The organism is Flammeovirga yaeyamensis, from assembly GCF_018736045.1.
Classification (GTDB): Bacteria; Bacteroidota; Bacteroidia; order Cytophagales; family Flammeovirgaceae; genus Flammeovirga; species Flammeovirga yaeyamensis.
Map to the genome: position 1 here is coordinate 5,135,001 of NZ_CP076132.1, position 24,630 is coordinate 5,159,630.

A 24,630-nucleotide genomic window follows, 5' to 3' on the forward strand; every position below is an offset into this window, starting at 1 on the left:
TCCTTTGCTTCTAAATCATTTTTAAATTCTAGTAGTGCTTTAAACATACGAGTAGCCGCTCCGGACGCAGGAACAAACTTTAATAAGGTTTGTCCTTTAATCGATTCCTCGTATTTATCTACAAATACATTTATTTCCTCATTTGTTAACTTTATAACGCCGTCACCAAGTGTAGCAGGTCTGATAATGTTTGCGTATTCAAACCCTTTTTTAAAGTAGTTTAATTGTTTTTCAACTGTTTCCAGAGAAATTCCTTTCTGCTCCATTAACTCATGGTCTTTCGGCAGAAATTTTGTTGTTGATGTCATCTCTTGTGTCTCCAAGGTTATAATTATTTTAATGTTAGTAATAATTTATTGAACCAGCGAATAATATGTAGATTAGTTTTGGAAATACTAGCATAATACCATATACACAAAGTAAATAAAAAAAGTACAATTAAGCGAAACCGATTGCGTGGATTAACGTATTTTTCGGGAGTTTAAGATAACATATTAAAATAATTGTATTATTGTAAGACTAAATTGCAAATTACCGATCGAACCATATGAAAGAAAAGAACAAAGTACTACAAAACATTAGCTTAGGGATTCTAATAGCCAATACGATACTTCTAGTTTTACTTTATTTTATACCTACTTCTGATCGTCTTGGATGGACGAACAATAATGTTATCGAAAATATTAAAACACCATTATTCGATTTCGAAAAGTTCGGCACATACTTTAATATTCAAGGAGACTCATTTTTATTAATAGAGCAATTCAATGCTCTACCCATTTCTTTTTCTACTGAACATTTTGCTTTCTATGGAATTGTATTGATGATCAGTTTCTCAATTTATTTATCAAGTATATCTGGTTTAACGAAGTTGTGGCATGCTTTATTTTTTGGAGTGTTCGCATTATTGATTGGTACATTTCATCTTGAAAACCTTGAGATTTTACATCAAATACATGATAAAGCATTTACAGCATTAGTTTTAATTGCATTCACAGGATTAAGTTATTATTTCCATAGAAATCAACATATTAAGTTTCTTGTTCGATGTGCTAGCTTTTTGATATTAATATCAGGAATTATACTTTTTATCCAATTAGTAACACCTAACGTAAATTGGTATATAGAAAGCATAGCCTATTGCTTCCCTAGTTTATCATTATTGACTTTAGCTTTTATATTATTTGCCAGTATGGCCATTCCATTTGGCATACTTTACTTATCTACATTTAAAAATGTTGGTGGAAGCGGGGACAGTATCAAACACTTTTTATTTTTCTATATCGTTTACTTATTGAATTTAGTGTATTGTTATTTCGTCCTTTTTTATCAGCAAGATTTAGATATTTATTATATCCCTCCATTCTTACTTTTAATAATTGCTTCTTTTGTTGGCTTGTGGGTGATAAAGCAACAGGAGGAATTATTCTCATCCATTTTGAGAGATAAAAATATATTGTATTGGGTTTATGTAAGTGGTGCTTTAATCGCTCTATCTTCTTTATCTTTCCACAAAGCTATTTTTGATTCATCATTTGTAAAAGCTGCGGAGCAAACTACTGTAGCAACTATGCTTGGTTTTGGTTGTATCTTTTTAATCTACATTTTGTATAATTTCTATGATGTACTAAAGAAAAACCTTCAAGTATATAAAGTTGCTTTTAAACCTAAGAATATAGATTTCCTTTCCACTTGGGGTGTTGGCCTTCTGATTGTTATTGGTCTATTATATATACAGCATTTTGCTCCATTTAATCTAGCAAAAGCTTCTTACTTTAATAATTTAGGAGATGCAGAGTATATAGATGGACAATATTTCTTAGCAGAGAACAGATACAATACAGCTAGTGTGTACCATTATAACAACTACCATTCGAATTATATGTTAGGGCAAATTGCTGAGAAAAATAAAAACAAAACCGTTGCTGGAGTTGCCTATAAATATGCATATAAAGGAGGAGGTATAGAGCAAGCATTTTCTAAATCAGCTTCACTAGAGATAGATAAGAAAAACTATTTAGAGTCATTATTCATCCTCAAAGAAGGATTGAAAGAATATCCCAAATCGGAAATTTTACATAATAACCTTGCTTTAGCTTTCATGAATATCAATGAGCTGGATAGTGCATTATTCTATTTGGAAGCAGGGATTTCTTTAAACAAAGATTACAATAAAGTTTTAAAGGGGAATTATATCGCTATATCAGCACTAGCGAAAAAGGAAGTGAATGAGCATTCTAAATATTTATCAGAGATTGATAATTCTACTTCATTAATTGAGAGTGTAAATCAACTGGCATTATTAAATACCGATGGTATTGCTTCTGCTCAGAATTTCGCTAAATCATTAGTAAATGATAGCACCTTAAATGGCGATGAAGTTAGTTATATTTATAACTATGCATTAAACAATTCACTAAAAGAACAACCCGAGGTATTAGGTGATTACATTGCCAAATACATGAGCGTTCAAAACAGCGATTACAAACAACAGCTTCTATTTGCATACGGCTGGACTCAAAAAGCCAATGATAACCAAAAAGAATTCTTAAAAGCATTTAAAGATTTGGATAAATTTTACGGAATAAATAACGCCTATTACAACTTTATTATCGGTCTTGAGGCTCTTAATAATGATCAGTATATTTTAGCCGAACATAAATTAGCAGCTGCATGGAAGTTAGGACAAAAGTCGGCGATTTATCCTTTAGCACTTACAAATAGTATTTTAGGAAATCATCAAGAAGCAGTTCAGCTATTTGATTTATGCGAGAGATTTAAAATTATCGATACTGAGGACAAAACTTTAATTCATCATTATACATCAAGTAAACAATTGAAATCGGATAGTGAAAAAGATTATTTCTACCAGCTTTTATTCAATTATCAGAAAATGTCCAATGATGAGGTACTAAAATCACTTAAAGGGTTATCACTGAAAAGTAATCAAGAAGACCTTTTGACGATGATTTTAAATTATAAAGTGAAAACAAAACAAGCAGATATCACTTCTTTAATTCATCAATTCAAAAAACAATTTGATGTATCAGATGATTTAAAAGTTGAAATGATATTTGCTAAATATCAAATGGATTTACCAATAGATGAATTTACAGTAATAGAAAACAACACATCAATAGCTGTAGATTTTGCAAATCATTTGATAAAAAAGGATACAACTTTATTCGAAACAGAAGCTTTATTTTTAAACCCTGCCTATCAGAAATATATTGTCAACAGCTATATTCAAAAGGGTGAAGACGATAAATCTTTTGAGTGGGTGAAGGATGCAATTACCGTTAACCCTTACTCTGAATTGAATGTTCGCAATTACTTTTACGTAGCCATTCCTCAAGGTTTAAAAGATTATGCTCATGATATCATGGTAGATTCTGAATATTATTTAGATGATGCTGCGACGAAAAGAATAAATGAGTTATATTCAACCCTAGTAAATGATTACCATAAAAGTATAAATACTTGGAATTAAACTAACATTTTATGTCTAACCGTGTCATACAAACGAAAGGTATCTCTCGAATCTATAAAATGGGTACCGAAATAATTAAAGCTTTACAAACCATCGATATCACTATTGATAGGGGAGAATATGTTGCATTTATGGGCCCTTCAGGTTCGGGAAAGTCAACATTAATGAACATTGTCGGCTGCCTAGATACACCAAGTAACGGTGAATATTGGCTAAATGGACAAGACGTAAGTGACATGACAGAAAATGAATTGGCCATGGTTAGAAACAAAGAAATTGGTTTTGTATTCCAATCATTCAACCTTTTACCTCGATCTACCATACTTGATAATGTTGCTTTACCTTTGGTATATGCTGGAGTGAGTAAAGAAGAACGTTTAGAGCGAGCACAAAAATCTTTGGATGCGGTAGGTTTAGGTGACCGAATAAGCCATAAACCAAATGAGCTTTCTGGTGGTCAAAGACAACGTGTAGCGATTGCAAGAGCATTGGTAAATAACCCAAGTATCATTTTGGCCGATGAACCTACAGGTGCCTTAGACACAAAAACCTCTTACGAGATTATGGGAATTTTTGATGATCTACACCAAAAGGGGAATACTATTATTATGGTAACTCACGAAGAAGACATTGCTAATTATGCACATCGTATAGTTAGACTTAGAGATGGTTTGATCGAAAGAGACGAGCAAAACCAACATATCACTAAAGTGGAAATTTAAAAATGAAAGTATATACTAAAACTGGCGATAAAGGAGAGACCTCTTTATTCGGAGGTAAAAGAGTTCAGAAAGATCACATCAGAATAGAAGCTTATGGTACTATTGATGAATTAAACTCTTATGTGGGGCTTGTTAGAGATCAGTCAGTAAATAATAAACGATTGAATATTTTAAAAGAAATTCAAGATCGTTTATTTACCATTGGTGCCGAAATGGCTGCAGACCCTGATAAACCTTCTTTAAAGAAACCTGACCTTCATGAGCAGGATATCGAATTACTTGAACAAGCTATTGATCAAATGGATTCGAAATTAGCTCCTTTAAAATATTTTATCCTTCCTGGTGGTCATACTGCTGTATCATACGCTCATTTAGCTAGAACAGTATGCCGAAGAGCTGAACGTTTAGCGATAAGCCTTGTAAACGAAGAAGGAAGCATCGACTCTATTGTCATTCGATACCTAAACAGATTATCTGATTACCTTTTTGTTCTTTCTAGAGCTATGGCGAAGGAACTTGGGGTGGAAGAGAACTATTGGGTGCCGAGGAATAAGGATTAATAGGTAGCAGGTAGCAGGTAGCAAAGCTAACGCTCGTTTTTTAGGTAATAACTAATAAGGAATAACTGAAATTTTAATTAAACTAAAGTTTAATTGATACCTTATAATATAAATCAAAAAGCATGATTGAGGCAGAAGCCTTGGTCATGCTTTTTTTGAATCAAACAGCTACAGTATCAACTGATGTCGATAAAGTGATAAGTTATCACTAACTCATCATTAATAGTCTAATAGGTAAAGGTGATATCTTTGGATGATTTTTTTCAGAAGTTCACCATATAAAGGTGATGTCGCATAGCCAACTCCTCCATATTTTGTAGATCCAATCATATTTGCCCAAGCTTTATAATCACGACCTTGAGTAAATAGTGGTGCGTATCTTTTTTGCTTGTTTAAGAAAACGGAATGTGCTCTAAACGACTCCCATGGTGTTTGATACTGGGCAAAGGAATCTTTTACGGTACATTTATATAATACTCTTCCTCCTTTCTTAATTTTTGATGAAGAGACCACAATGTTTTTATTCATTTTGTACTCCTCCAAAGTGTAATATTCTGTGGTAGTAATAGGCTTTGTTTTTTTGGACTTGTCCTTTACTCCGAAATAATTATTTCCTACCACTCTTTTTCCGTACCCCGTCTCCAACGCTGCTTGTGCTAAAGTAATGGATGCAGGTACATGATATTTTGCTTGTTCCATGAGTGCTGTCTCTACTTTTTGTAATGGAACGGTTGATGTAAAAAATGCATATACATGTGGAGGTACTGACATTTGATCTAAAACTAACTTTCTAAACTTGTCGTTGATCTCTTTATTTAACACTAGTAGTTTTTGATTACTCAATTGATCAACTCTTGATACTTTATGTTCTATCAAAAAGTCGGTGACAATTAATTGCCTTTCGATGATAAATTTATCAATAGTCGTATTGGCCTTATCTAGTTTCGCCGTTTTATAATCCGCGTAATTATTATTCACAAACTGAACAGGTACAACACTCGTTTCTTGAACATCTGATGGAGTAGAGGGTAAAGTCTCTAAATCAAAATCTTCTATAAACTGATCGATAGTAGGTTGTTGCTGGGCACCATAATTTACCGCTACTGGTGCTTGCACATAAATTACTTTGTCTACAGGTTGTCTTAATAATTGTACTAGAAAAATTCCAGCAAATAAAACAATGAGTGATAGTACAAATTTTGGGTTGACAATTACAGTGTAAATGTTTCCGTTAAAGCGGAAATAGAAATTGTTTGGGTATTTTAATCCAAAAGCTAAACCATTTTTTGACTGTACTGATAATTCAGAGGTCGTTTTCAATAAAAACATGACATTTAAATTTTACTTTTGACCTGAGTTCGAAAAATACATTTCAACGAAATCAAGTATTACGAATTCAACAATCGTCATCTCAATATTTTTTTTGAGATAACTCGATAAATTTCGAAGCTAGTTTTGGTCAGAGTAATGTTGGTAATTGAAGTACTATATCCTCGTCTACTTCAATGAAAATTTTCAAAACTAAAACGCTTCTAAAAAGTTTCTAAGTGTGATTCATATGATCACATTTCAAAATTAGTTTAATTTTTAAACATTGCCAATATATTTATCAATTAATTATAATAAATAGCAAAATAATGTCAATTAGCATCAATACAATGCGTGTAGGACGCAAATACAAACTCACAAATTACAACGACGTGTTTATTTTTGAAACATTAGAAATGATCTCGGATGATGATTTTTTGATCAAATTATTAGACACTCTTGAAAAATGTAAGATGAGTGAGCTGTATGAATATGGGAAAGGGAAGGATTTTTATATTGAAGAAATTGAGGAAGAGGATTAGAAATTAGGAGATAGGAATTCGCTCGTTTAAACTAAGAAACTTAAGAACTAAGGAACTAAGTGAAGGAAATAGATTATTTGGATAAAGTATCGAAGGTCTTGGAATCTTATTCTTAGGATAATTATTTAGGTAAGAGGTAAAAAGTAAGAGGGAAGGGAGAAATTTTTGGTGCACTTGGTCTTTGAGGTAAGATGAAAATTTTGCCCTACTTACTATCTTTAGAAGGTAATAACTAATAAAAAATAACTAAGGGATTTAGAGGTAATAGTTGATAACTAGAAGATTATTAAACGAGCGTTAGAATCAGTAACTACGTTTTTCACTTTTCATTTTTAATTTTTCATTTCCCTTAACTTTTCACTCATAAAAAATCCCCTGCCGCATTAAGCAACAGGGGATATATGAAATAATAAGGTCGATTAAAAACCCTATTCCTAGTATCTGTAGTGATCTACTTTGTATGGACCTTCTACTGGTACACCGATGTATGATGCTTGATCTTCAGTTAACTCTTCTAACTCTACACCGATTTTAGCAAGGTGAAGACGAGCTACTTTCTCATCAAGGTGTTTAGGAAGCATGTAAACTTTGTTTTCATACTGACCGTTGTTTTGCCATAACTCTAACTGCGCCAATGTTTGGTTAGTGAATGAGTTAGACATTACGAATGAAGGGTGACCTGTAGCACAACCTAAGTTGACCAAACGACCTTCTGCCAAGATAATTACATCGTTTCCAGATGCAACAGTATACTTGTCAACTTGAGGTTTGATGTTCACTTTAGTGTGACCATATTTTTCGTTTAACCAAGCCATATCGATTTCGTTGTCGAAGTGACCGATGTTACAAACGATTGCTTTGTCTTTTACTTTTTCGAAGTGACGACCCACAACGATGTCTTTGTTACCAGTTGTAGTAACTACGATATCGCCTTCTAGGATAGCGTCGTCCATTTTCTTCACTTCAAAACCGTCCATTGCAGCTTGTAAAGCACAAATTGGATCGATTTCAGTAACGATAACTCTTGCTCCAGCACCTCTTAAAGAAGCAGCAGAACCTTTACCTACATCACCGTAACCAGCAACTACTGCTACTTTACCAGCGATCATAACGTCTGTAGCACGACGGATACCGTCTACTAAAGATTCTTTACAACCGTATTTGTTATCGAATTTTGACTTAGTAACTGAGTCGTTAATGTTGATTGCAGGTAATGTTAAAGTACCGTTCTTCTCTCTATCGTGAAGTCTAAGAACACCTGTTGTAGTTTCTTCAGAAATACCTTTGATGTCTTTTACTAATTCAGGGTATCTATCCAAAACCATGTTAGTTAAGTCACCACCATCGTCAAGGATCATGTTTAATGGCTTACCACCTTCGAAACCGTGTAACGTTTGTTCGATACACCAATCGAATTCCTCTTCAGTAAGACCTTTCCAAGCATAAACCGGAATACCTGCAGCAGCAATCGCAGCAGCAGCTTGATCTTGAGTAGAGAAGATGTTACAAGATGACCATGTAACTTCAGCACCTAATTCCACTAATGTTTCGATAAGAACGGCAGTTTGGATAGTCATGTGAAGACATCCTGCGATTCTAGCACCTTTTAATGGTTGCGAAGGACCAAATTCTTTTCTCAAAGACATCAAACCTGGCATTTCTGCTTCAGCAAGTTCGATTTCTTTTCTACCCCAATCAGCTAAAGAGATATCTTTAACTTTGTAATTCGCTGTTGTACTTTCCACGATAAAAATTCTTTTAAAATATAATTTTGAGTCTGCAAATTTACGAATAAAATCTTCAAATTGTGTATGTTATTCACAAACTTGCACATCTATAACAATATTGCGACATAAAATTGTTTTGAAATACGGCAAAATATTTGAAACATCTTAATATTGTCTTAAAGTTTTAAAGATCTATCTAAGTTATTCATATAATAGTATTATTTTCGTAAACTGTAGATTCTTTAGTATTCAAAGCAAAAAACCACAATGATTGGTTAATGAATGTCGCTATCAAACAGAAATAAACGAATTCCACAACTGCTTGCAATCATAACAAGTGTACTGACCTTAATTTTTGGCAACGATTTAAAAGCTAGTAATATTGATAGCTTAGCAAAAGACTTATCGCTTGATCAGAAAATTGGGCAGCTTATCTATGGGATTTCTTTAAATAATGAGAGTCAGTTAAAAGATTTAGGAAAGGACAATCAGCTAGGTGCCTTACTATTTGATAAATATTGCAAACCTTCTCTTCAAACCTATTTCAAAAATTTAAACAAACTGCCAAATAAATTACCCGTCTTACTAGGTGCATATAACCAAGAAGGTATTCAGTGCTTCGACGAGCATTATCAATTTTTACCGGATAACTTTAATCTTGGAGCAATAAAAAGTAATGCTTTTACCTACAATACCTATAAGGGAATAGCAGATGCTTGCCGTCAACATCAATTGGATTTTTATATAGCAGAAAGTTTATCTATCAATCCAGAAAAGGATCATTCGTATGGTTTTGGTGAAGAGGAGATCAATATTATTTCAAAAAACCATGCAGCTTTAAAAGGATTAAATCAGCTTGGGATAAAGCCTGGTACTTCATTTCACTATCTAAAGGAATTAGGTGATTATAAATTTAGAGAGATCAACACTCTTAAAGGATTGGTGAGAGATTCTATTCAATTTATCTACCCGTCTAAAGTCGCTTTCGAAGCGCCTATATTTCCTTCATCGGTAACTACTTTCCTTACCGATTCTTTAGGCTTTAATGGAATGATTGTAAGTGGAAACTTGTCAAAAGGGAATAACGCAAAAGTAACTGTTGATAATGCTATTTACGCTTTGAAGAATGGTCATGATATGATTGCTCTTTCTGGAATGTTCCAAGAAGTGATAAAAGGTATCACTAATGCTGTAAACAAGGGTATTTTATCAGAAGATCTGATCGACAAAAAGGTAGAAAAGGTATTACGTTTCAAAAAAGAGAGTTTGATTAAAACATCAGAGGAAACCAATATTAATTATCATGCGATCGCTGAAGAATCTTTTGAGAAATCGGTGACACTTTTAAACAATACCGATAGCATTATTCCTCTTTCTTCATTAAATGATCAAAAATATCACTTGATAAGTATTGGATTGAATGGTAGTCCTGACTACTTCTCCAATATGCTAAAGAAGTTTGTCGATTTTGATTATCACAGTATTGAAAGCTCAAGTTTTTCAACAGCTCAAGTCAACTTGCTTCTTGAAACTTGTAAAGATCAAGATTTGGTGATAGTCAATATAGTTTGTCATCAGAAATCTTCTAAGCATCGATTTGGAGTTAGTTATGCTACGGAACAGCTGATAGAACACCTACAAGAAAAAAAGAATGTGATTGTCGCCCTACATGGTGACCCTGCAGGACTAAAATATTTATCTGATAGCAGAAATACGATAATCAACTATTCGACTGCTAAAGAAGCTCAAGAAGCATCAGTACAATTAATTGCAGGAGCAATAGATGCCAATGGAAAACTTCCTATTGCAGTCTCAAATTATAAATTATATCAAGGTGAAAAGGTAAAAAGTTTGGGTCGTTTAGGCTATGGTTCTCCGGCATTTGTAGGTATTGATGCCGAAAAATTAACTACGCTTGTCGATAGTATTGCTATAGGTGCAATAGAAATGGAAGCCACTCCAGGATGTCAGGTAGTGATTGCTAAAGATGGTAAGATCATCTTTGAAAAGGCTTATGGATATTTCACTTATCAAAAAGAAGTTCCTGTAACCAATGAAACGGTATATGATATCGCCTCTATTACAAAAGTAGCCTCAACTACTCAAGCAATGATGATGTTGGATTATCAAGACTCTGTCAATGTCAATCAGCATTTAAAATATTACTTACCTGAAACGGATACAACCAATAAAGGAAATATCAGATTGATTCAATTCATGACACACACTGCTCCGCTAAGAGGAGGCTATTATTTCTGGGGTCATGTATATGATAAAGAAACTAAAAAATACGATCTGACTTATATCAGTTCATATAAAAAGAAGAACTTTGGAGTAGAAATCACTCCCAATTTATATGCTACGGATAGTATTAAAGATTGTATGTGGCATTGGTTACTCGATGCTCCATTATCCACTAGAAGAAGGTACACCAAAGAAGTATATCGTTATTGGTATAGCGATTTAGGGTATTATTTTCTTCAAAGAACTATTGAGAAGATCACAAATAAGCGTTTGGATCAATTTGTAGAAAGCAACATTTATAAACCACTAGGAACACGAAGTTTAGGGTACTTACCTCAAAATCATGGTATAGATATTAAGCGTATACCACCAACTGAAATGGATATCAATTACCGACAGTCTTTGATGAAAGGTTTGGTTCATGACCCATCTGCTGCTTTGATGGGTGGGGTTGCTGGACATGCAGGAGTATTCTCCAATGCGCATGATTTAGCTATTTTGATGCAAATGAACCTTCAGAAAGGTTATTATAGTGGACACCAATACTTTGATGAAGCTACATTGAAAAAATATAACCGTCAGCCATATAAACGATTCAAAAATAGGAGAGGACTTGGTTGGGACAAACCGCCATTAAGAGGAGATGAAGGAAATACATCGGCTTTAGCACCAAAATCTACTTTTGGTCATACTGGCTTTACTGGAACTTGTGCATGGGTAGATCCTGATAATAATATAGTTTATATCTTCTTGTCCAACAGGGTATATCCTACAGCTAGAAACAATAAATTAGCGAAGGAAAACATTAGAGAGAATATCCAAGGGGCGATTTACGAATCGATGATTGACAACAATTCCATCTAGATAAAAGTAGCTGTAGTTTTCGTCTTACAGTTTTTCTCTTTTATCTCAAAAAAACATAACCTACGATAGATCAATCAATTAACCACATCAAATAATGTCCTTGAAATAATATATTGACATTTGTTGTTAATTTATCGTGACTTAAATTTGGTTGGTAACAATATTCCTCATACTTTTGCATCGCTTTAAAGGAAAAAGCACCTATAAATGGCTCCGTAGCTCAACTGAATAGAGCATCACATTACGGCTGTGAAGGTTCCAGGTTTGAATCCTGGCGGGGTCACAAACTTTTTCCGAAAAGCAAATGGTTCCGTAGCTCAACTGAATAGAGCATCACATTACGGCTGTGAAGGTTCCAGGTTTGAATCCTGGCGGGATCACTAAAATTGGGAATTTAAGGTCAGAATACTATTTTCTGACCTTTTTTTATATCTAATCTTCAATGCTACTCATTGGAGATCAAGTGGTTAAGACTTTTTATGTTATGTGGACACGTTGGTGGATAGCTCACCATAGTGACCACTTTTTTTACTTTTTTAATTTTTTTACTAACCATGAAAAAAAGAATTTAAAGAAAATGAGAGTCTCATTTGTATCAAAACCACTCAAAAACAAACTAGAAGTGACCATTGCAGCAAGAATCGTGATAGGCGATCAACGTTCAAATGCCTTTGTAACAGGCGTAAGGTGTGAGAAAAAGAATTGGGATGGCAAGCACCAATTCATCAAAGGAAGACATCACTTTGAAGACAATCAAACCCTAAGAATCATTGAAAATGATGTAAAGAGCCTAATAAATCAGTACCGTATTGAACATGGTGAACTACCCCACCCCAATACTATCAAAGACATTTATGTACATGATTTAATGGGAAAAGAAGCTCCTCAAGTAAAACTGTCCAGTGCGATGAGTAAAACGATCCAGCAAAAAGAGTTGAAACTTTCTGCTGGTACAGCTCGGAATTACCATGTTCGTTTAGCTCGTGTAAATGAGTATATGCAGGAAACACAACAAGAAGAAGTAAAACTGAATGAATTAAATCCTCAATGGGGAAGAAAGTTTATCAATTGGCTAGAACATCAGAAAAATAAAAATCAGCTTGATGAGTTCTTGAACAAAAATACCGTAGCTAGGATTGTAGGAACATTGAAAACAGTGACTAAAGAAGCTGCTCAAAGAGGTGAAATTGACTATGATCCATTGGGAGCTTTAGTAAAACCTGAAGGGGAACCTGTTGATTTTGTTGTTTTAACTGAGGGAGAGTATTCAAAATTGAAAGTGTATCAATTTGGATCTTCGAAAATTCAAAAAATAGCTGATATGTTGATTTTCATGTGTGAAACAGGGTTTCATTACCGAGAAATGCAAAATTTTAAGGCAAGTGAAAATACTTACATCAGTAGCTCAGGAGTTAGAATGATTTCCATTTTACGTCAGAAAACAAAGAAATCAAGTGCTATTCCATGCATTCTTCCATTTTCAGACTTAGGACAAAAGTTATTAGAAAAATATGGTGGAGAAGAAATGCCAAGAATTTCAGTAGAAAAATTAAATAGCTACCTCAAAGAAATTGATGCAATACTGGATATTAACAAAAATCTCACATCGAAAGTAGGTAGAAAAACTTTTGCTACCCGATGGTTGAACCTAGGAATGTCAAAAGAAAGTATTGCTACCATGTGTGGTCATAGCTCTTCCCGAATTACTGAAGAAGTGTATATGAGAGTTCAGGATTACAAAGTGATTCGAGAAATGGAGGAAGCCAAAAAGAATATCTTTGACCTTCCAACTTCAGAGCTAATTCAAGGCTAAAATTTCAATTCTCTAATAGCTTATTATAAAATAGAATAGAGGTATTTCTTTTTTGCTTTATATGAGCTGTTACCCTTTAACAAGTGACTTGTTGTGTTTTAACAAGTGGAATCTAATGAAAATGAGTTACCAACATAGGTTTTATTTTCGTTAGGTTCTTTCACTTGTTAAATAGTAATAAGTAAGTTTTTCGCAAATAAAACGTTACTTTTATGAAAAATAAATCTAAGTTTTCTTATGCCTTTTCAATTAGAATACCTTAATAATCTATTAGTAGGATTTTTTCTGTCTATAGCTTTAATACAACTTATTATAATTATTCTCAATAAGAGTAATTATATCAATGTATTATTATTTTCTATAGCATTATTAAGTGCCGTTTTTGTTTTATTATCGGGTTATTGCCACTTAACAAATGATCCCATCAAGCACTTAGGCTATTATAATCTTTTCTTTTTAATCTATCTTATATTGATGTTTTTGATTATTATTCTAACTCAAGAGTTTAATAAAGACATTAAGAATAAGTTTTTTTATTATTTAGCAATTTGCAGTATTGTCATAACCGCATTAATACATCTTACACTAAAAAATGGTATTGTATATCAGGAAATATTAGCTCTTAAAACTTTGAGTAATTCAACATTTATTGAAGATTATTATTTACCTGAAGGAAAGATTAATGTCTTTTATCCATTTTTCATGGTTTGGTATTTTATCTCTATATTTCTCTATTATTTCTCAATATTAATCTATAATTACCGAAAAAAGGAAAAACAACAAGTTCACATTATCATATCATTGTTGATCATATTTATTTCATCCAACCTTTATGATAGTTTAATTGATATCGGCCTAATTTCATCAATTTTTATAACTGATTATGCTGTAATACCTATTGTCATTCTATTTAATTATGAGTATGCTTCTAAGATAACTGATTACTTAAAAACTAATGAAAAACTAATCGAAGCAAATCAAAAGTTTTCTGACCTTATTGAATCAGTAGAGTTGTTTATTATTGGTCAAGATACTGATGGAAAAATCATCTATTTAAATACTTTCACAAAAAAAAAATACTTCTATGGTATGGATGTATATGGTCAAAATATCAAAGAGTATTTAGTCAATTTAGAAAAATCAGTTACTCAAAACACAATAATTACAACTCTAAAGGTTGGTAATATAAAAGAAGCAATATTATCTATTACTAAAATTAAATTAAATACTTCTGAAGGCAATCTGAATTACTATATAGGTTATGATATTACTGATAAAACATTAAATGAAAAACAATTACTACTTACTTTAAAGGAGTTAGAAAAAGTAAAAAACGAACTTACAAAAGAAAATATTTTTCTAAAATATGATTCAAACAAAAAAAATAATGACTCAATACTACAAACCAAAAATAAATCATATCAAAAAGTAATTGACGAGATATATAGAATTAGAAACTTATCTAATACAGTTTTATTAGAAGGTGAAACTGGTGTAGGAAAAAGGTTTATTGCTAACACTTTAGTAAAAATAAGTAATAGAAAAGATAGACCGTTCACTACTTTCAATTGTAATTATCAAGGTCAAAGTTCTTTATTTAATTTCTTAAGAAAATCATTCAAAGATGGTAATCTTGTTGAAGAAACAGGATTAATTGAAATGTTAGATAATGGTACATTACTTATCAATGAAGTAAGTGGATTATCCTTAAAAGATCAAATTCACCTATATGATTTCTTAGCATCAAGAAGAGAAAAAAGTATTTATGCAAGTAATGTTAGATTAATAGTAACTACATCTAAAGATTTAAAGGTACTTGTCGAAGAAGGTAAATTTGATAATAATCTTTATTACTGTTTAAATTTATATTCATTAAATATTCCATCATTAATGAACCATATTGAAGATATCCCTCTTTTAGTGGAAAAGTTTATTTTTGATGCATGCAGTCAAGCTGGCATTCCTGAAATGACAGTAACCTTAAAAACAATTAAACAACTTCAATCTTATAATTGGCCAGGAAATATAAGAGAATTAAAATACGTGATTGAAAGAGCAGTATTAACAAGTCCAGGAAAAAAGTTAATCCTTAAAGAGGTAATTAGTGAAGAGCCTCCTAAAATTGAAAATGAAGGTTTTAAAACTCTATTAGAAACAGAAAAAGAACATATCCTAAAAGTCTTACAATTTGCAAATTGGAAAATCAGCGGAAAGAATAGTGCTTCAGTTATTTTAGGAATTAAAGAGAGTACTTTAAGGGCCAAGATGAAAAAACTTGAAATCCAAAAAGGAAAATAATCGCAATATATTACGGATTCGCAATATATTGCGATTATCACAATTGTTAATTTTATATAATATACACGCTTAAACAACTGAAAAACAGATTTTTAAATAAAAAAAATAAGAATAATGTTAAATGTAACAACTCACTATATAACTTTGTAGTATTCAATAATATGATTTCTTATATACAACGTTTCAACACAGTATTATAAGTTTATCAATAAGCTATTAAAGTAATAATAATGAAGTTTAATATTTTAATAACATTATTCTTTCTACTTGTTATTCAATCAGTATTTGCACAAAAAGCTGAAAGAAAGGAATTATATAAACTAGATAGTGCAAAGTACAGTGATGATAATTTTCCTCCAGGGAGATTTCAAATATTATCAGGACAATTTTACCCTAATTGGGAACCTCATTTAGGGAAAGGTTTACTTCCCCTCCCTAAGTATTATCAATGGAAACAAAAACTTTCATCAAAAGGAATTGATTATTTATTAGTTTTTTCTCCAGAGTATCAATTAGGAACTAAGGGAGGAGCTTTACATGGAAACTCAGAACAAGATGTAATCATATCTTGGAGGGTTGCAGAAAATGAAAACAGCTATAGTAAGTTCTTATTTTGGGGACTAAATGTATATAGATTCACAGGGACTACTCCTTCAGAATTATCAGCAGAACAAGGATTAACCGTTGGTACTATTGGAGGTGCAGATGCAAAATCCTTTTGGATGTTAGGAACATTCTTTTTTGAGCAAGGTCTACTAAAACATAAACTTAAATTAAGAGTTGGTCACCTTTTTACTAATATGTTATATGCTACGAATAAGTATATGGCTGATGATAGAGATACATTTATCAATGGAATTTTAAATTCTCCAGAGGGTGTTCAATGGACTTCACAAAAATCGTTAGGTTTTAATTTTCAATATGATTTTGGAAAGTTTTATGTGATGGGAGGTTTTCAAGATCAAAAAAGTGACCCAAGATATCCAAATTTTAATTCTTTCTTAGATGGCGATTATGTCTATTTAGGTGAAGTAGGATATACACCAAATAGAGGAACTAATCATGAAGGATTTTATTCATTAACAATGAACTATAATACAGCTTATGATAATGTCAGTTCTGGATATGGACTGTTATTTAACTTCCACCAAGATATTAATAGTGTAATAGGAGTCTATGGTAAATATGGCCAATCTTTTGAAAGATTTGGATACTTTAAAAGGGCTTATGCCGCAGGTTTAGCAGTAAATGGTCCTTTTGGATGGGATTATGACCAAATATCAATAGCTTATTTAAATGGTGATCCATCAGATCCAACTTTAAATAATAGTGATCAAGGGATTAATATGTATTACAAATGGTTGTTGACATATCGTACAGATTTTACGGTAGATGCTCAATACTATTTTGATAGATCAAAAGCACTTCCTACTGATAGAGATAATGCATTTCTAATAGGAATGAGATTAAGAACAATATTTTAAAAACTATAAAATTAATTCTTTGGTTTAGAAGATCAGATGTTTTATAAGATAATCATATTGTTGGTATTGAGTATTGTAGTTAAAAATGAAGTTTTTGCTCAACAATCCTATTTTAGAAAAAGATCTTTTTTTGGACAACAATATAATCAAGAGTTAATATTGGATTCAACTCATTATATTTTCCCATTAAGACCTCTTTTTAGAGAAAGTGATTTAGACTTATTGGTAGAGAAACAAATCCTTCCAATGACACTTGATAAAGATGAATATGCTTTTATACATTATTGGAATTCAGCACCTGCAACACCTTCGGATTATAATTTAATAAACCATAAAAAATATACTGACAAAAAAGGACGAAGTAAAAACATAGCCTATTCAGTTCCTAGTTTTTACGGTACAGATCCATTAGTAAGTTCTCCTTTTAAAAAAGTATGGACTCCTTTACGTGTAATGGAAAGACATACCATTTTAAAATATGGTTTTTCTACAAACATCTTAGCCGCATCGTATGTAGGTTACACTCCTTATGCATTAGAAGGTAAACCAAACTGGACAGGATTTGTTGGTGCAGAAGCTTACTCAAATTGGCTTTTGACAAGTAATAAAGTAGGTGTAACAAATTTATCCTTTGAAATAGGTTATAAGTATAATTTATTTTATGATGCACCTGAAATGAAAGATATAGTTGGTTCCGAAGTTATCAGTAATGTAACAAATGGTCCAAGTGATCCAATTATTGGTGACATGTATATTACACAAGGTTTATTTAATAATAGAATATTGGTTGCAGTAGGTAGAATCACACCTTGGTACTATTATGCTTTTAACACATTTGCAGATGATGAATTAACAAGGATGACGAATAATATGGTAAATGGAGGGTCTGTTTTACCTGATGGTGGAGGAAATAGTACAAAACCTGGATTTGCTGTTCAAGCTTATTTAAATAACAATTTATACTTGAATGTTGTCTCCACAAATCCATCTGGAGAAGATGCAGGATTTGACTTTTCAATATGGAACAGGAATCACTATTTTGTAGCAACGGAACTTGGTTACGTTTATACATTAAGTAATCATTTAGAAGGAAGGGTTTCTTTGGGAATGCATCATCTTTATAAATATGAACAAGAAGGAATCACTTCAGGTTATGGTTTTACATTTTTATTACAACAAGAATTAACACCAAAAGGATTTACACCATATACGGGTGCTTATTTTCAAATACATCAATCAAACCCAACAATATCAACAGTACAACAACAAATAGCAATAGGATTGAATATAGATCATGCTTTTGATAATAGAAATGATGGCTTAGGATTAGCTTTAGGTTATTCAGATACTTCTGATGATACAATGAGAGATGAATTTTTTGTTGATACTTTCTATAGGTTTCAATTTACAGAAAGTTCTCATATTACAGCAGACTTTCAATTCTATATCAATGCTGCCAATAAGCTACAAAATAAATTTATTGTACCTGTAATGAATGCACGATATATCTTTAATATTTAATCTGTTCGCTAAACTGTAAAAACTTAGTAATCAAATCTTAGTGAGTTAAAGAAGCAATACTATTGAACATGTATGATTAAGCACACGATTTTAACCTAATCTACTTATAATCAACTGTTTTTGAAAAATAATTAAACTAAAAATATGAAAAACGAAAAACAAAGTTGGATGCCTTTAATTGTAGTATGTCTTGCTATGCTATCCTTATATTTTCTTGCTTCAGGAATTAATGTAGTAATAAAAAAGGTATATGAAGACTTAAATACTACAGTGAGTACTATCCAATTATCTTTAGTATTAGCATCGTTGGTGAGTGGATCACTAATGATTACAGCAGGTAAAATTGGAGCTAAAATTGGGATGAAAAAGACATTAATTATTGGTTTAGTGATTTTTATTACAGGAGCAATAATCGCCTTAATTAGTCCCAATGAATCCATTTTTGTAATGGCTTGGGGATTTATTTGGCCATTGGGAATGGTTTTGATCGTACCTACAACTGTAGCTATGGTCACATATTATTACCAAGGTACACAAAGAGCAATGGCATTTGGTGTATACGGTGCAGTTGCTTCTTTAGCGGTGACTCTAGGGCCAATAGGAGTTGGCTTTTTAGCAGATCAAATTTCATGGAGATATGCAATGAGTATCTCACCTGTTTTAGCCTTGGTTACCATTTTATTAGCTTTTAAAGTACAGGAATCTGAAAAAGATAGTTCAATTAAAATTGATTTTCCAAGTGTTCTTCTTTCCTTTTTAGGATTAGCTACTTTCTTAATTGGTATGATGATGGGAGGAACTTATGGTTTTATCATTGAAAAAAGACCATTTGAACTTTTTGGTACAATCTTACCATTAGCGGGTTTATCAGTCGTAGTTTTAGTTATGATAATTGCTATTGTTTTTATGTACTTATTTATGACAAGGACAAAACAACTGATAAACACAGGAAAAGAACCATTAATTGATCCTTCAATATTTTCAAATAAAGTTTATTCAGCAGGTTTATTTTCACAGACCATACTATATATTGTAATTCCAGGTATATCCTTCATCTTACCTTTATTTTTACAATCAATTAATGCATATGGACCTAGTGAGACTGCTTTAACAATGTTACCAGGTACTGCTACAATGGCAGTTGTTGCTTTATTTACCCCAAATCTCGGAAAGTTTATAGCTCCTAAATACATTATCATAAGTGGTTTTATCATCATTGTAGCTAGTACTTTCTTAGTATTAGGAGGAATAGGAAGTCAGATTGGTGAAATTTCATTAACAATGCCACTAATAGTATTTGGTACTGGTGCTGGCTTAGTAATGTCACAAATTGCTAACCTTACATTATCATCAGTAGATATTAGCCAAGCTAGTGAGGCTTCTGGTATAGCTGAAACTTTTAAAGAAGCAATAGGAGGAGGTTTTGGTATTGCTCTAATCAGTACAATTGTATTAGGTATGTGGTATTCTTCTTTTATCGATAATCAATTAGCCATAGAAGAAAAACACCTAACTGATCAAGAAAAAACAGAATTAGTCATCAAATTAGAGGATCAAATTAATGATGGTCCTACAGTAAAATCATCTTCTTACTACAATACTCTCAGTAAAGAATCAAAAGACTATTTTGATCAAATAGATTTTGAAAGTGGTAAGTATGCTATTACTCAAACAATGTGGGTAATTAGGCTTTTCTTAATTATAGCGATAGGGTTAAGTCTTTTATTTCCAACTACTAAGTTATCATAATAACACACATTTAAATTTTTAATATTATGTATAAAGGTGAATCAAAAGTTTCTCCTGAGAAACTAGAAAAAGTTAGAAAAATCTTTAATGAAACTTCAAATATCTACGATGCTCCTGAAGTAATTCGTGACTTTTGGATGAGAATGGCTGAGGAAAAAGTACCCCATCTTTTTTCACAAAACCTTTCTTGGTATGGTTTTCATCATGCACCATTTTCAACAGACACAGAAAATGCAGATGTTATAATGTATGGTGTTGGATATGATCTTAACTCATCTCAAGAAATGGGAGACACTCGACATGCTCCTATGTATTTAAGATTTGCATCTAAATATATACCACCCGTTCATGGTGAGTGGGAAATGGCTCCTTTTGAGATGTGCAATGTTATTGACAGAGGAGATATTGATAAATTTTCAATGGATTATAACCAAAGTTTGGAATGGGATATGAAACATGCTTTAGAATGGTCTAAAAATGGAGCATTACCATTAAGAATTGGTGGTGATCATGAAATTTTTGGAGGAACAATGGTAACTGCAAATATGCTTGCAGATAAATATTTCCCAGGACAATCAATGGGAGCGATTATGTTTGACGGTCACTCAGATTGTTTCTTACCAAATGATGTAGGAGGATATATAGATACTGATTGGGTAAATGGAGGAGGAATTCCAAGAGCTATTTACAATGGTTGGGTAGATCCAGAAAAAGTATTTCAATTTGGTATGAGAGGTTTTGGTATAGATTCTCCAGCTGGTCAATATGCAGCTGATAAATTTGGTATTAATATCATTCGTCCTCTTGATTTAGAGAAAAATGGATGTCAATATTATGTAGATATGATCCGTGAGCGTGTTGGTCAAAGCCCAATGGTAATGACCTGTGACCTCGACTGTCTTGACCCAACTCAAGGTGGAGGTATTACACAACGTGATGGCTTTGGTTTAACATTCAGAGAGGTACAGCAAATAAGTAGATCAATGAAAGGGTTGAACTTGCTTGCTGCAGATATTTGTGAGTATGCTCCTTCTCATGATAATAATGCAAGATCAACAGCTTACAGTGTATCAGCTTTAATTTTTGAATATATGTGTATGCTTGTTGATACTAAGGTTCGCTTGAATGATGGCAAATACAATCAAACAAAATGGGACCTTAATCTTTCTACTTCTGCAACTTATCCAGGAGAAATCTTCTTGGATAGATGGAAGAAAGATATGAAAAAATAAGTATGGAGATGAGTAGAAGTTTATATGTTCTTACATAGAGCTTTCACTTCTCTCCCTCCTTTAATAAGACAGAAAATAACCCTTTTCAATATATAAGGCCCTTGTTTCAGTAATTGGAATAAGGGTTATTTTAAACTTTTAGTCTTGGATTAATGCAAATGAAAAAATAGAATTTTTTTATAAAACTCTCATTTATTTTTTATGGTAAAATTATGAAAACAACTAATAAATTAAATGATCAAGATCTATCTTTTTATTTAGATTACATTACAAACCTAGGAATGTTACTTTTTGCGATTAGCTTAACTACTCCTATTTTAGGTTTGGTGATTTTTGATGTAGAAACTGAGATTATTGATGGAGAAGAAGTTATTGAAAATCAAATGTTTTGGGATAAACCTATATTACCATACATCTGCGGATTTATAATTCTTATGATACATTGGTTTAAATTTGTAGAAATTAGTCATTACATGAAAAATACAAACTTGAACCAGATGCTTATTACTTTCGGTTACTTTTTTCTATTGTGCTTATATCCATATTTAGAAATGAATATTGAGTTTACTTCTGATCAGCCACATTCTCGAGCTGTATTCAGTGCAGTCTGGGGAGGGTTAGGTATATTTTCTTTTTGGCGTCTACATCATGCGAAGAAAAATGAAATGTTAAAGGAAGTACTATCTGAAAATCGATTAAAAGTATTATCCAATGAAATTTTGGCAGACCCAATTGCTGCAATTTTTTGTATAATACTATCTTATTTTGGATTCAACATTTGGTTAATTGGTATGATAGCTTTTGTACCTCTTGCAAATTACTTGTTAGGTAAAACTAAAATAAAAGCAGGTCTTTAAGAATTACTCAAAGACTTTTCTCTTAATGTAATTTTTCATGTCTTGCGTGTAACAATGCAAAATACTGATCATATTTTCCTCTATAAACAATATTATAATGAAACTTAATAATATACTCATTACTTCAATCTTTGTTTTTTCTTCCTTTTTAGGATATAGTCAAGTAGCTCCAACAAATGCAGATGCTGAAATAGCAAAAAAAATGCAAGATCCTTTAGCTTATATTTCTGCAATAATGTCTGACAATGACCTTCTGTTTAAAACAGGAGAAAATGATTTTAGTTTTAGCTCTTCTATTCAACCTGTGAAGGCATGGTCATTTGATAAAGCGGGTTTTAATTTTATAGCAAGAGGTGTAATCCCTATTTTAGGTTTAGCTCCTCAAGCTCAAACTCCTGTTGTCGGAGAACCAATTTCTAATACTACAAGTCCAACATGGGGACTGAGTGATATGATTACTCAATTCTTTTTCTCTCCTAAAACTGATGGTGCTTGGAAATGGGGAATAGGACCTATGTTTTCATTAAAAACTAGAACTAATGAAAAATTAGCGGGGCCTGGTTGGGGTTCTGGACCTGTTGGTGTTGCAGTAGGTGGAGCGGGTAACTTCGCATTTGCTTTTATAGCAGGACATCTTTGGGGATTTGATGAACAGTTTAGTACAAGTATTTTTCAGCCAATGATATTCTATAACTTCCCAAGTAAGCCAGGTTTATCTGTCGCGTACAATAACCAGGTTTCATACAATTGGTCTGCTTCTGAAAATAATGAATTAACGTTACCACTTGGTTTATCAGTAAATAGATCATGGGGAATGGCTGATGGATATGGTTTAGAATTAGGGGTAGGACCTTATTGGAACGTTGTGAAACCAGAAGGATCAGCATCATTTATGACCCGATTGAATGTTGCAGTAATATTTCCTTAATCACAAAAAACTATCAACATTTCTTAAATAAATAGGGGGTCTTACTTAAATATTTCACTTTATATTACCCCCTATTTTATACTAATCGATAACACCTCTTCCACCCTCACATTCTCATTCCCATTAACCACCTCACATTTCCACTTCTTCTTACCCAAAAACCATTTTCTTTCCCAATAGGCTACGACTTCAATAGGTACATCTACTTTATACTCAACGGTAGCATTTCGAGAAGAATCCAATAATACTTCTAGAGCTAAATATTCATCTTGATATTGAATGGTTTTATATGTTTCTAAGGTATCTACACCTATATGAATAATGGTATCCTTAATAATCAGGTTTTCTATCTTTTGGTTGGCTTGAAAGGAAACTTGGTAGGCACTTTCTAAGTTCTGGAACTTTGTTTTTAAAGCATTGTATTTACGGAGCCAGTTAAACTGATCTTGTTGATGAATTTCCTTTAAGGTTTTAATGGATAAAGCCAATGCATCGGCTTTATAAACAGTTTGATTAAGATCGTTTTTATAGGTTTTAATTAGAAAAATAAAGTAGTCCCCACTCTAAAAGTCTGTCCGTAAGTTTTATCTGCTTTATAAAAACCTGATAACTGTATCTTTTCTCTTATCGAATACGCTAAAAGAATTTCACAAGCTACATTCGTTTCTGCTCTACGAAAATCTGGTAACTGCACGATAGGAGTGACTTGCACATACATTTTAGGACTAAATACAATGGGCGTAATCACCTGGAAAGTCATACCATGTAAAGCGACATTCTCTCCGTTTTCATTTAGCATCCCTGCCTTTTCAGACATGTATTGGTAAGAAATGATTGGGAAGAACTGTACCTTTTCAAAGGCCATTACACCTAAAGTTAAACCAGGTGCCACTACCCAACGGCCATTCCCTAATCCTTTGTCCACATTTCCTGTTGGTGCATAGACATCAATAGAAGGACCGAAGGCGCCTAAAAGTTTATCGTAGTTTTTATAAGGTAAATAGAAGTAGCGCAATCGCACATCACCAATTCCGGTTGCTCCTGTTCTTGTGTTATGAAGAATAGGAAGTTCACCTAAAATTAAATGTTTTTCAGAGGGAGCGATAATAAATGAATTCCTTAAACCGTATTGATCACTAGCACCTGCATGCTCAAATTGAATATCCATTTGTGAGTAGAAATTCGTCGGTTTCGATGCATCAATGACTTCTTCAGTATTTTGTGCAAAGGTAAGACCACCCAAAAATAGGAGTTGAATGATAATGTAAATTTTTTTCATGATAATTATAAG

Annotated in this window: 18 protein-coding genes and 2 tRNA genes (1 of these 20 cut by a window edge); 15 read left to right on the top strand and 5 right to left on the bottom strand. The window is 32.4% G+C overall.

The features are described from left to right. Nucleotides 1-308, bottom strand: partial view of a DUF4301 family protein gene (locus KMW28_RS20405; RefSeq protein WP_169665874.1) — the start only. It extends 1,252 nt beyond the left edge of the window; 308 of the gene's 1,560 nt are visible here — the first part of the coding sequence; its start codon is at nucleotides 306-308; its stop codon lies off the left edge, out of view. 239 nt (nucleotides 309-547) lie between these two features. Between KMW28_RS20405 and KMW28_RS20410 the strand changes: the two genes are divergently transcribed. From KMW28_RS20410 to KMW28_RS20420, 3 genes are read left to right on the top strand one after another with little or no spacing between them, the layout of a single operon-like run. After that, on the top strand, nucleotides 548-3,490 hold the full coding sequence (locus tag KMW28_RS20410) for a tetratricopeptide repeat protein (RefSeq protein WP_169665648.1): 2,943 nt from the start codon (nucleotides 548-550) through the stop codon (nucleotides 3,488-3,490). Between the two features lie 11 nt (nucleotides 3,491-3,501). Continuing rightward, the gene (locus KMW28_RS20415; protein ID WP_066211350.1) at nucleotides 3,502-4,212 is read left to right on the top strand and encodes an ABC transporter ATP-binding protein; all 711 of its coding nucleotides are present in this window, start codon (nucleotides 3,502-3,504) and stop codon (nucleotides 4,210-4,212) included. 2 nt (nucleotides 4,213-4,214) lie between these two features. After that, nucleotides 4,215-4,772: a cob(I)yrinic acid a,c-diamide adenosyltransferase gene (locus KMW28_RS20420; protein ID WP_066211348.1), complete on the top strand. Its 558-nt coding sequence runs from the start codon at nucleotides 4,215-4,217 to the stop codon at nucleotides 4,770-4,772. 219 nt (nucleotides 4,773-4,991) lie between these two features. On the opposite strand, the gene KMW28_RS20425 is transcribed toward KMW28_RS20420, so the two are convergent. After that, complete coding sequence (locus KMW28_RS20425; protein ID WP_169665650.1) at nucleotides 4,992-6,101, bottom strand: glycoside hydrolase family 73 protein; 1,110 nt, start codon at nucleotides 6,099-6,101, stop codon at nucleotides 4,992-4,994. Nucleotides 6,102-6,430: 329 nt separating this feature from the next. Between KMW28_RS20425 and KMW28_RS20430 the strand changes: the two genes are divergently transcribed. Next, entirely contained in the window at nucleotides 6,431-6,622 is a 192-nt protein-coding gene (locus KMW28_RS20430) for a hypothetical protein (protein ID WP_244994473.1), read from the top strand. Between the two features lie 434 nt (nucleotides 6,623-7,056). On the opposite strand, the gene ahcY is transcribed toward KMW28_RS20430, so the two are convergent. Then, the gene (ahcY, locus tag KMW28_RS20435; protein WP_066211343.1) at nucleotides 7,057-8,367 is read right to left on the bottom strand and encodes an adenosylhomocysteinase; all 1,311 of its coding nucleotides are present in this window, start codon (nucleotides 8,365-8,367) and stop codon (nucleotides 7,057-7,059) included. A 264-nt stretch (nucleotides 8,368-8,631) separates the two neighbouring features. On the opposite strand from ahcY, the gene KMW28_RS20440 reads away from it, so the two are divergent. The 11 genes from KMW28_RS20440 (at nucleotide 8,632) to KMW28_RS20490 (ending at nucleotide 23,339) form a co-directional block, all read left to right on the top strand. After that, the gene (locus KMW28_RS20440; protein WP_169665654.1) at nucleotides 8,632-11,457 is read left to right on the top strand and encodes a serine hydrolase; all 2,826 of its coding nucleotides are present in this window, start codon (nucleotides 8,632-8,634) and stop codon (nucleotides 11,455-11,457) included. A 209-nt stretch (nucleotides 11,458-11,666) separates the two neighbouring features. Next, nucleotides 11,667-11,740: transfer RNA gene (locus KMW28_RS20445), tRNA-Arg, on the top strand. Nucleotides 11,741-11,763: 23 nt separating this feature from the next. After that, a tRNA-Arg gene (locus tag KMW28_RS20450) sits at nucleotides 11,764-11,837 on the top strand. A 197-nt stretch (nucleotides 11,838-12,034) separates the two neighbouring features. Then, nucleotides 12,035-13,270 (top strand): tyrosine-type recombinase/integrase, encoded by a 1,236-nt coding sequence (locus KMW28_RS20455; protein WP_169665656.1) that lies wholly within the window; start codon nucleotides 12,035-12,037, stop codon nucleotides 13,268-13,270. A gap of 237 nt (nucleotides 13,271-13,507) precedes the next feature. Next, nucleotides 13,508-15,568, top strand: coding sequence for a sigma 54-interacting transcriptional regulator (locus tag KMW28_RS20460; RefSeq protein WP_169665658.1), 2,061 nt, complete (start codon nucleotides 13,508-13,510; stop codon nucleotides 15,566-15,568). 230 nt (nucleotides 15,569-15,798) lie between these two features. Further along, the gene (locus KMW28_RS20465; RefSeq protein ID WP_169665660.1) at nucleotides 15,799-17,052 is read left to right on the top strand and encodes a hypothetical protein; all 1,254 of its coding nucleotides are present in this window, start codon (nucleotides 15,799-15,801) and stop codon (nucleotides 17,050-17,052) included. A 36-nt stretch (nucleotides 17,053-17,088) separates the two neighbouring features. Then, nucleotides 17,089-18,573 carry a carbohydrate porin gene (locus tag KMW28_RS20470; protein ID WP_169665662.1) on the top strand — a complete coding sequence of 495 codons (1,485 nt, stop codon included), beginning with the start codon at nucleotides 17,089-17,091 and terminating at the stop codon, nucleotides 18,571-18,573. 144 nt (nucleotides 18,574-18,717) lie between these two features. Continuing rightward, nucleotides 18,718-20,322, top strand: a complete 1,605-nt coding sequence (locus KMW28_RS20475) for an MFS transporter (RefSeq protein WP_169665663.1) — start codon at nucleotides 18,718-18,720, stop codon at nucleotides 20,320-20,322. Nucleotides 20,323-20,348: 26 nt separating this feature from the next. Continuing rightward, complete coding sequence (locus tag KMW28_RS20480) at nucleotides 20,349-21,554, top strand: arginase family protein (RefSeq protein ID WP_169665664.1); 1,206 nt, start codon at nucleotides 20,349-20,351, stop codon at nucleotides 21,552-21,554. Between the two features lie 212 nt (nucleotides 21,555-21,766). Beyond that, nucleotides 21,767-22,411, top strand: a complete 645-nt coding sequence (locus KMW28_RS20485; RefSeq protein WP_169665665.1) for a TMEM175 family protein — start codon at nucleotides 21,767-21,769, stop codon at nucleotides 22,409-22,411. Nucleotides 22,412-22,508: 97 nt separating this feature from the next. Then, nucleotides 22,509-23,339 carry a hypothetical protein gene (locus KMW28_RS20490; protein ID WP_169665666.1) on the top strand — a complete coding sequence of 277 codons (831 nt, stop codon included), beginning with the start codon at nucleotides 22,509-22,511 and terminating at the stop codon, nucleotides 23,337-23,339. 71 nt (nucleotides 23,340-23,410) lie between these two features. Here KMW28_RS20490 and KMW28_RS20495 read toward each other — a convergent pair whose 3' ends face one another. Further along, nucleotides 23,411-23,887 (bottom strand): DUF6549 family protein, encoded by a 477-nt coding sequence (locus tag KMW28_RS20495; protein WP_317171286.1) that lies wholly within the window; start codon nucleotides 23,885-23,887, stop codon nucleotides 23,411-23,413. After that, entirely contained in the window at nucleotides 23,878-24,618 is a 741-nt protein-coding gene (locus KMW28_RS20500; protein ID WP_169665668.1) for a transporter family protein, read from the bottom strand. The genes KMW28_RS20495 and KMW28_RS20500 overlap by 10 nt, the downstream gene beginning before the upstream one ends. Between the last annotated feature and the right edge of the window lie 12 nt (nucleotides 24,619-24,630).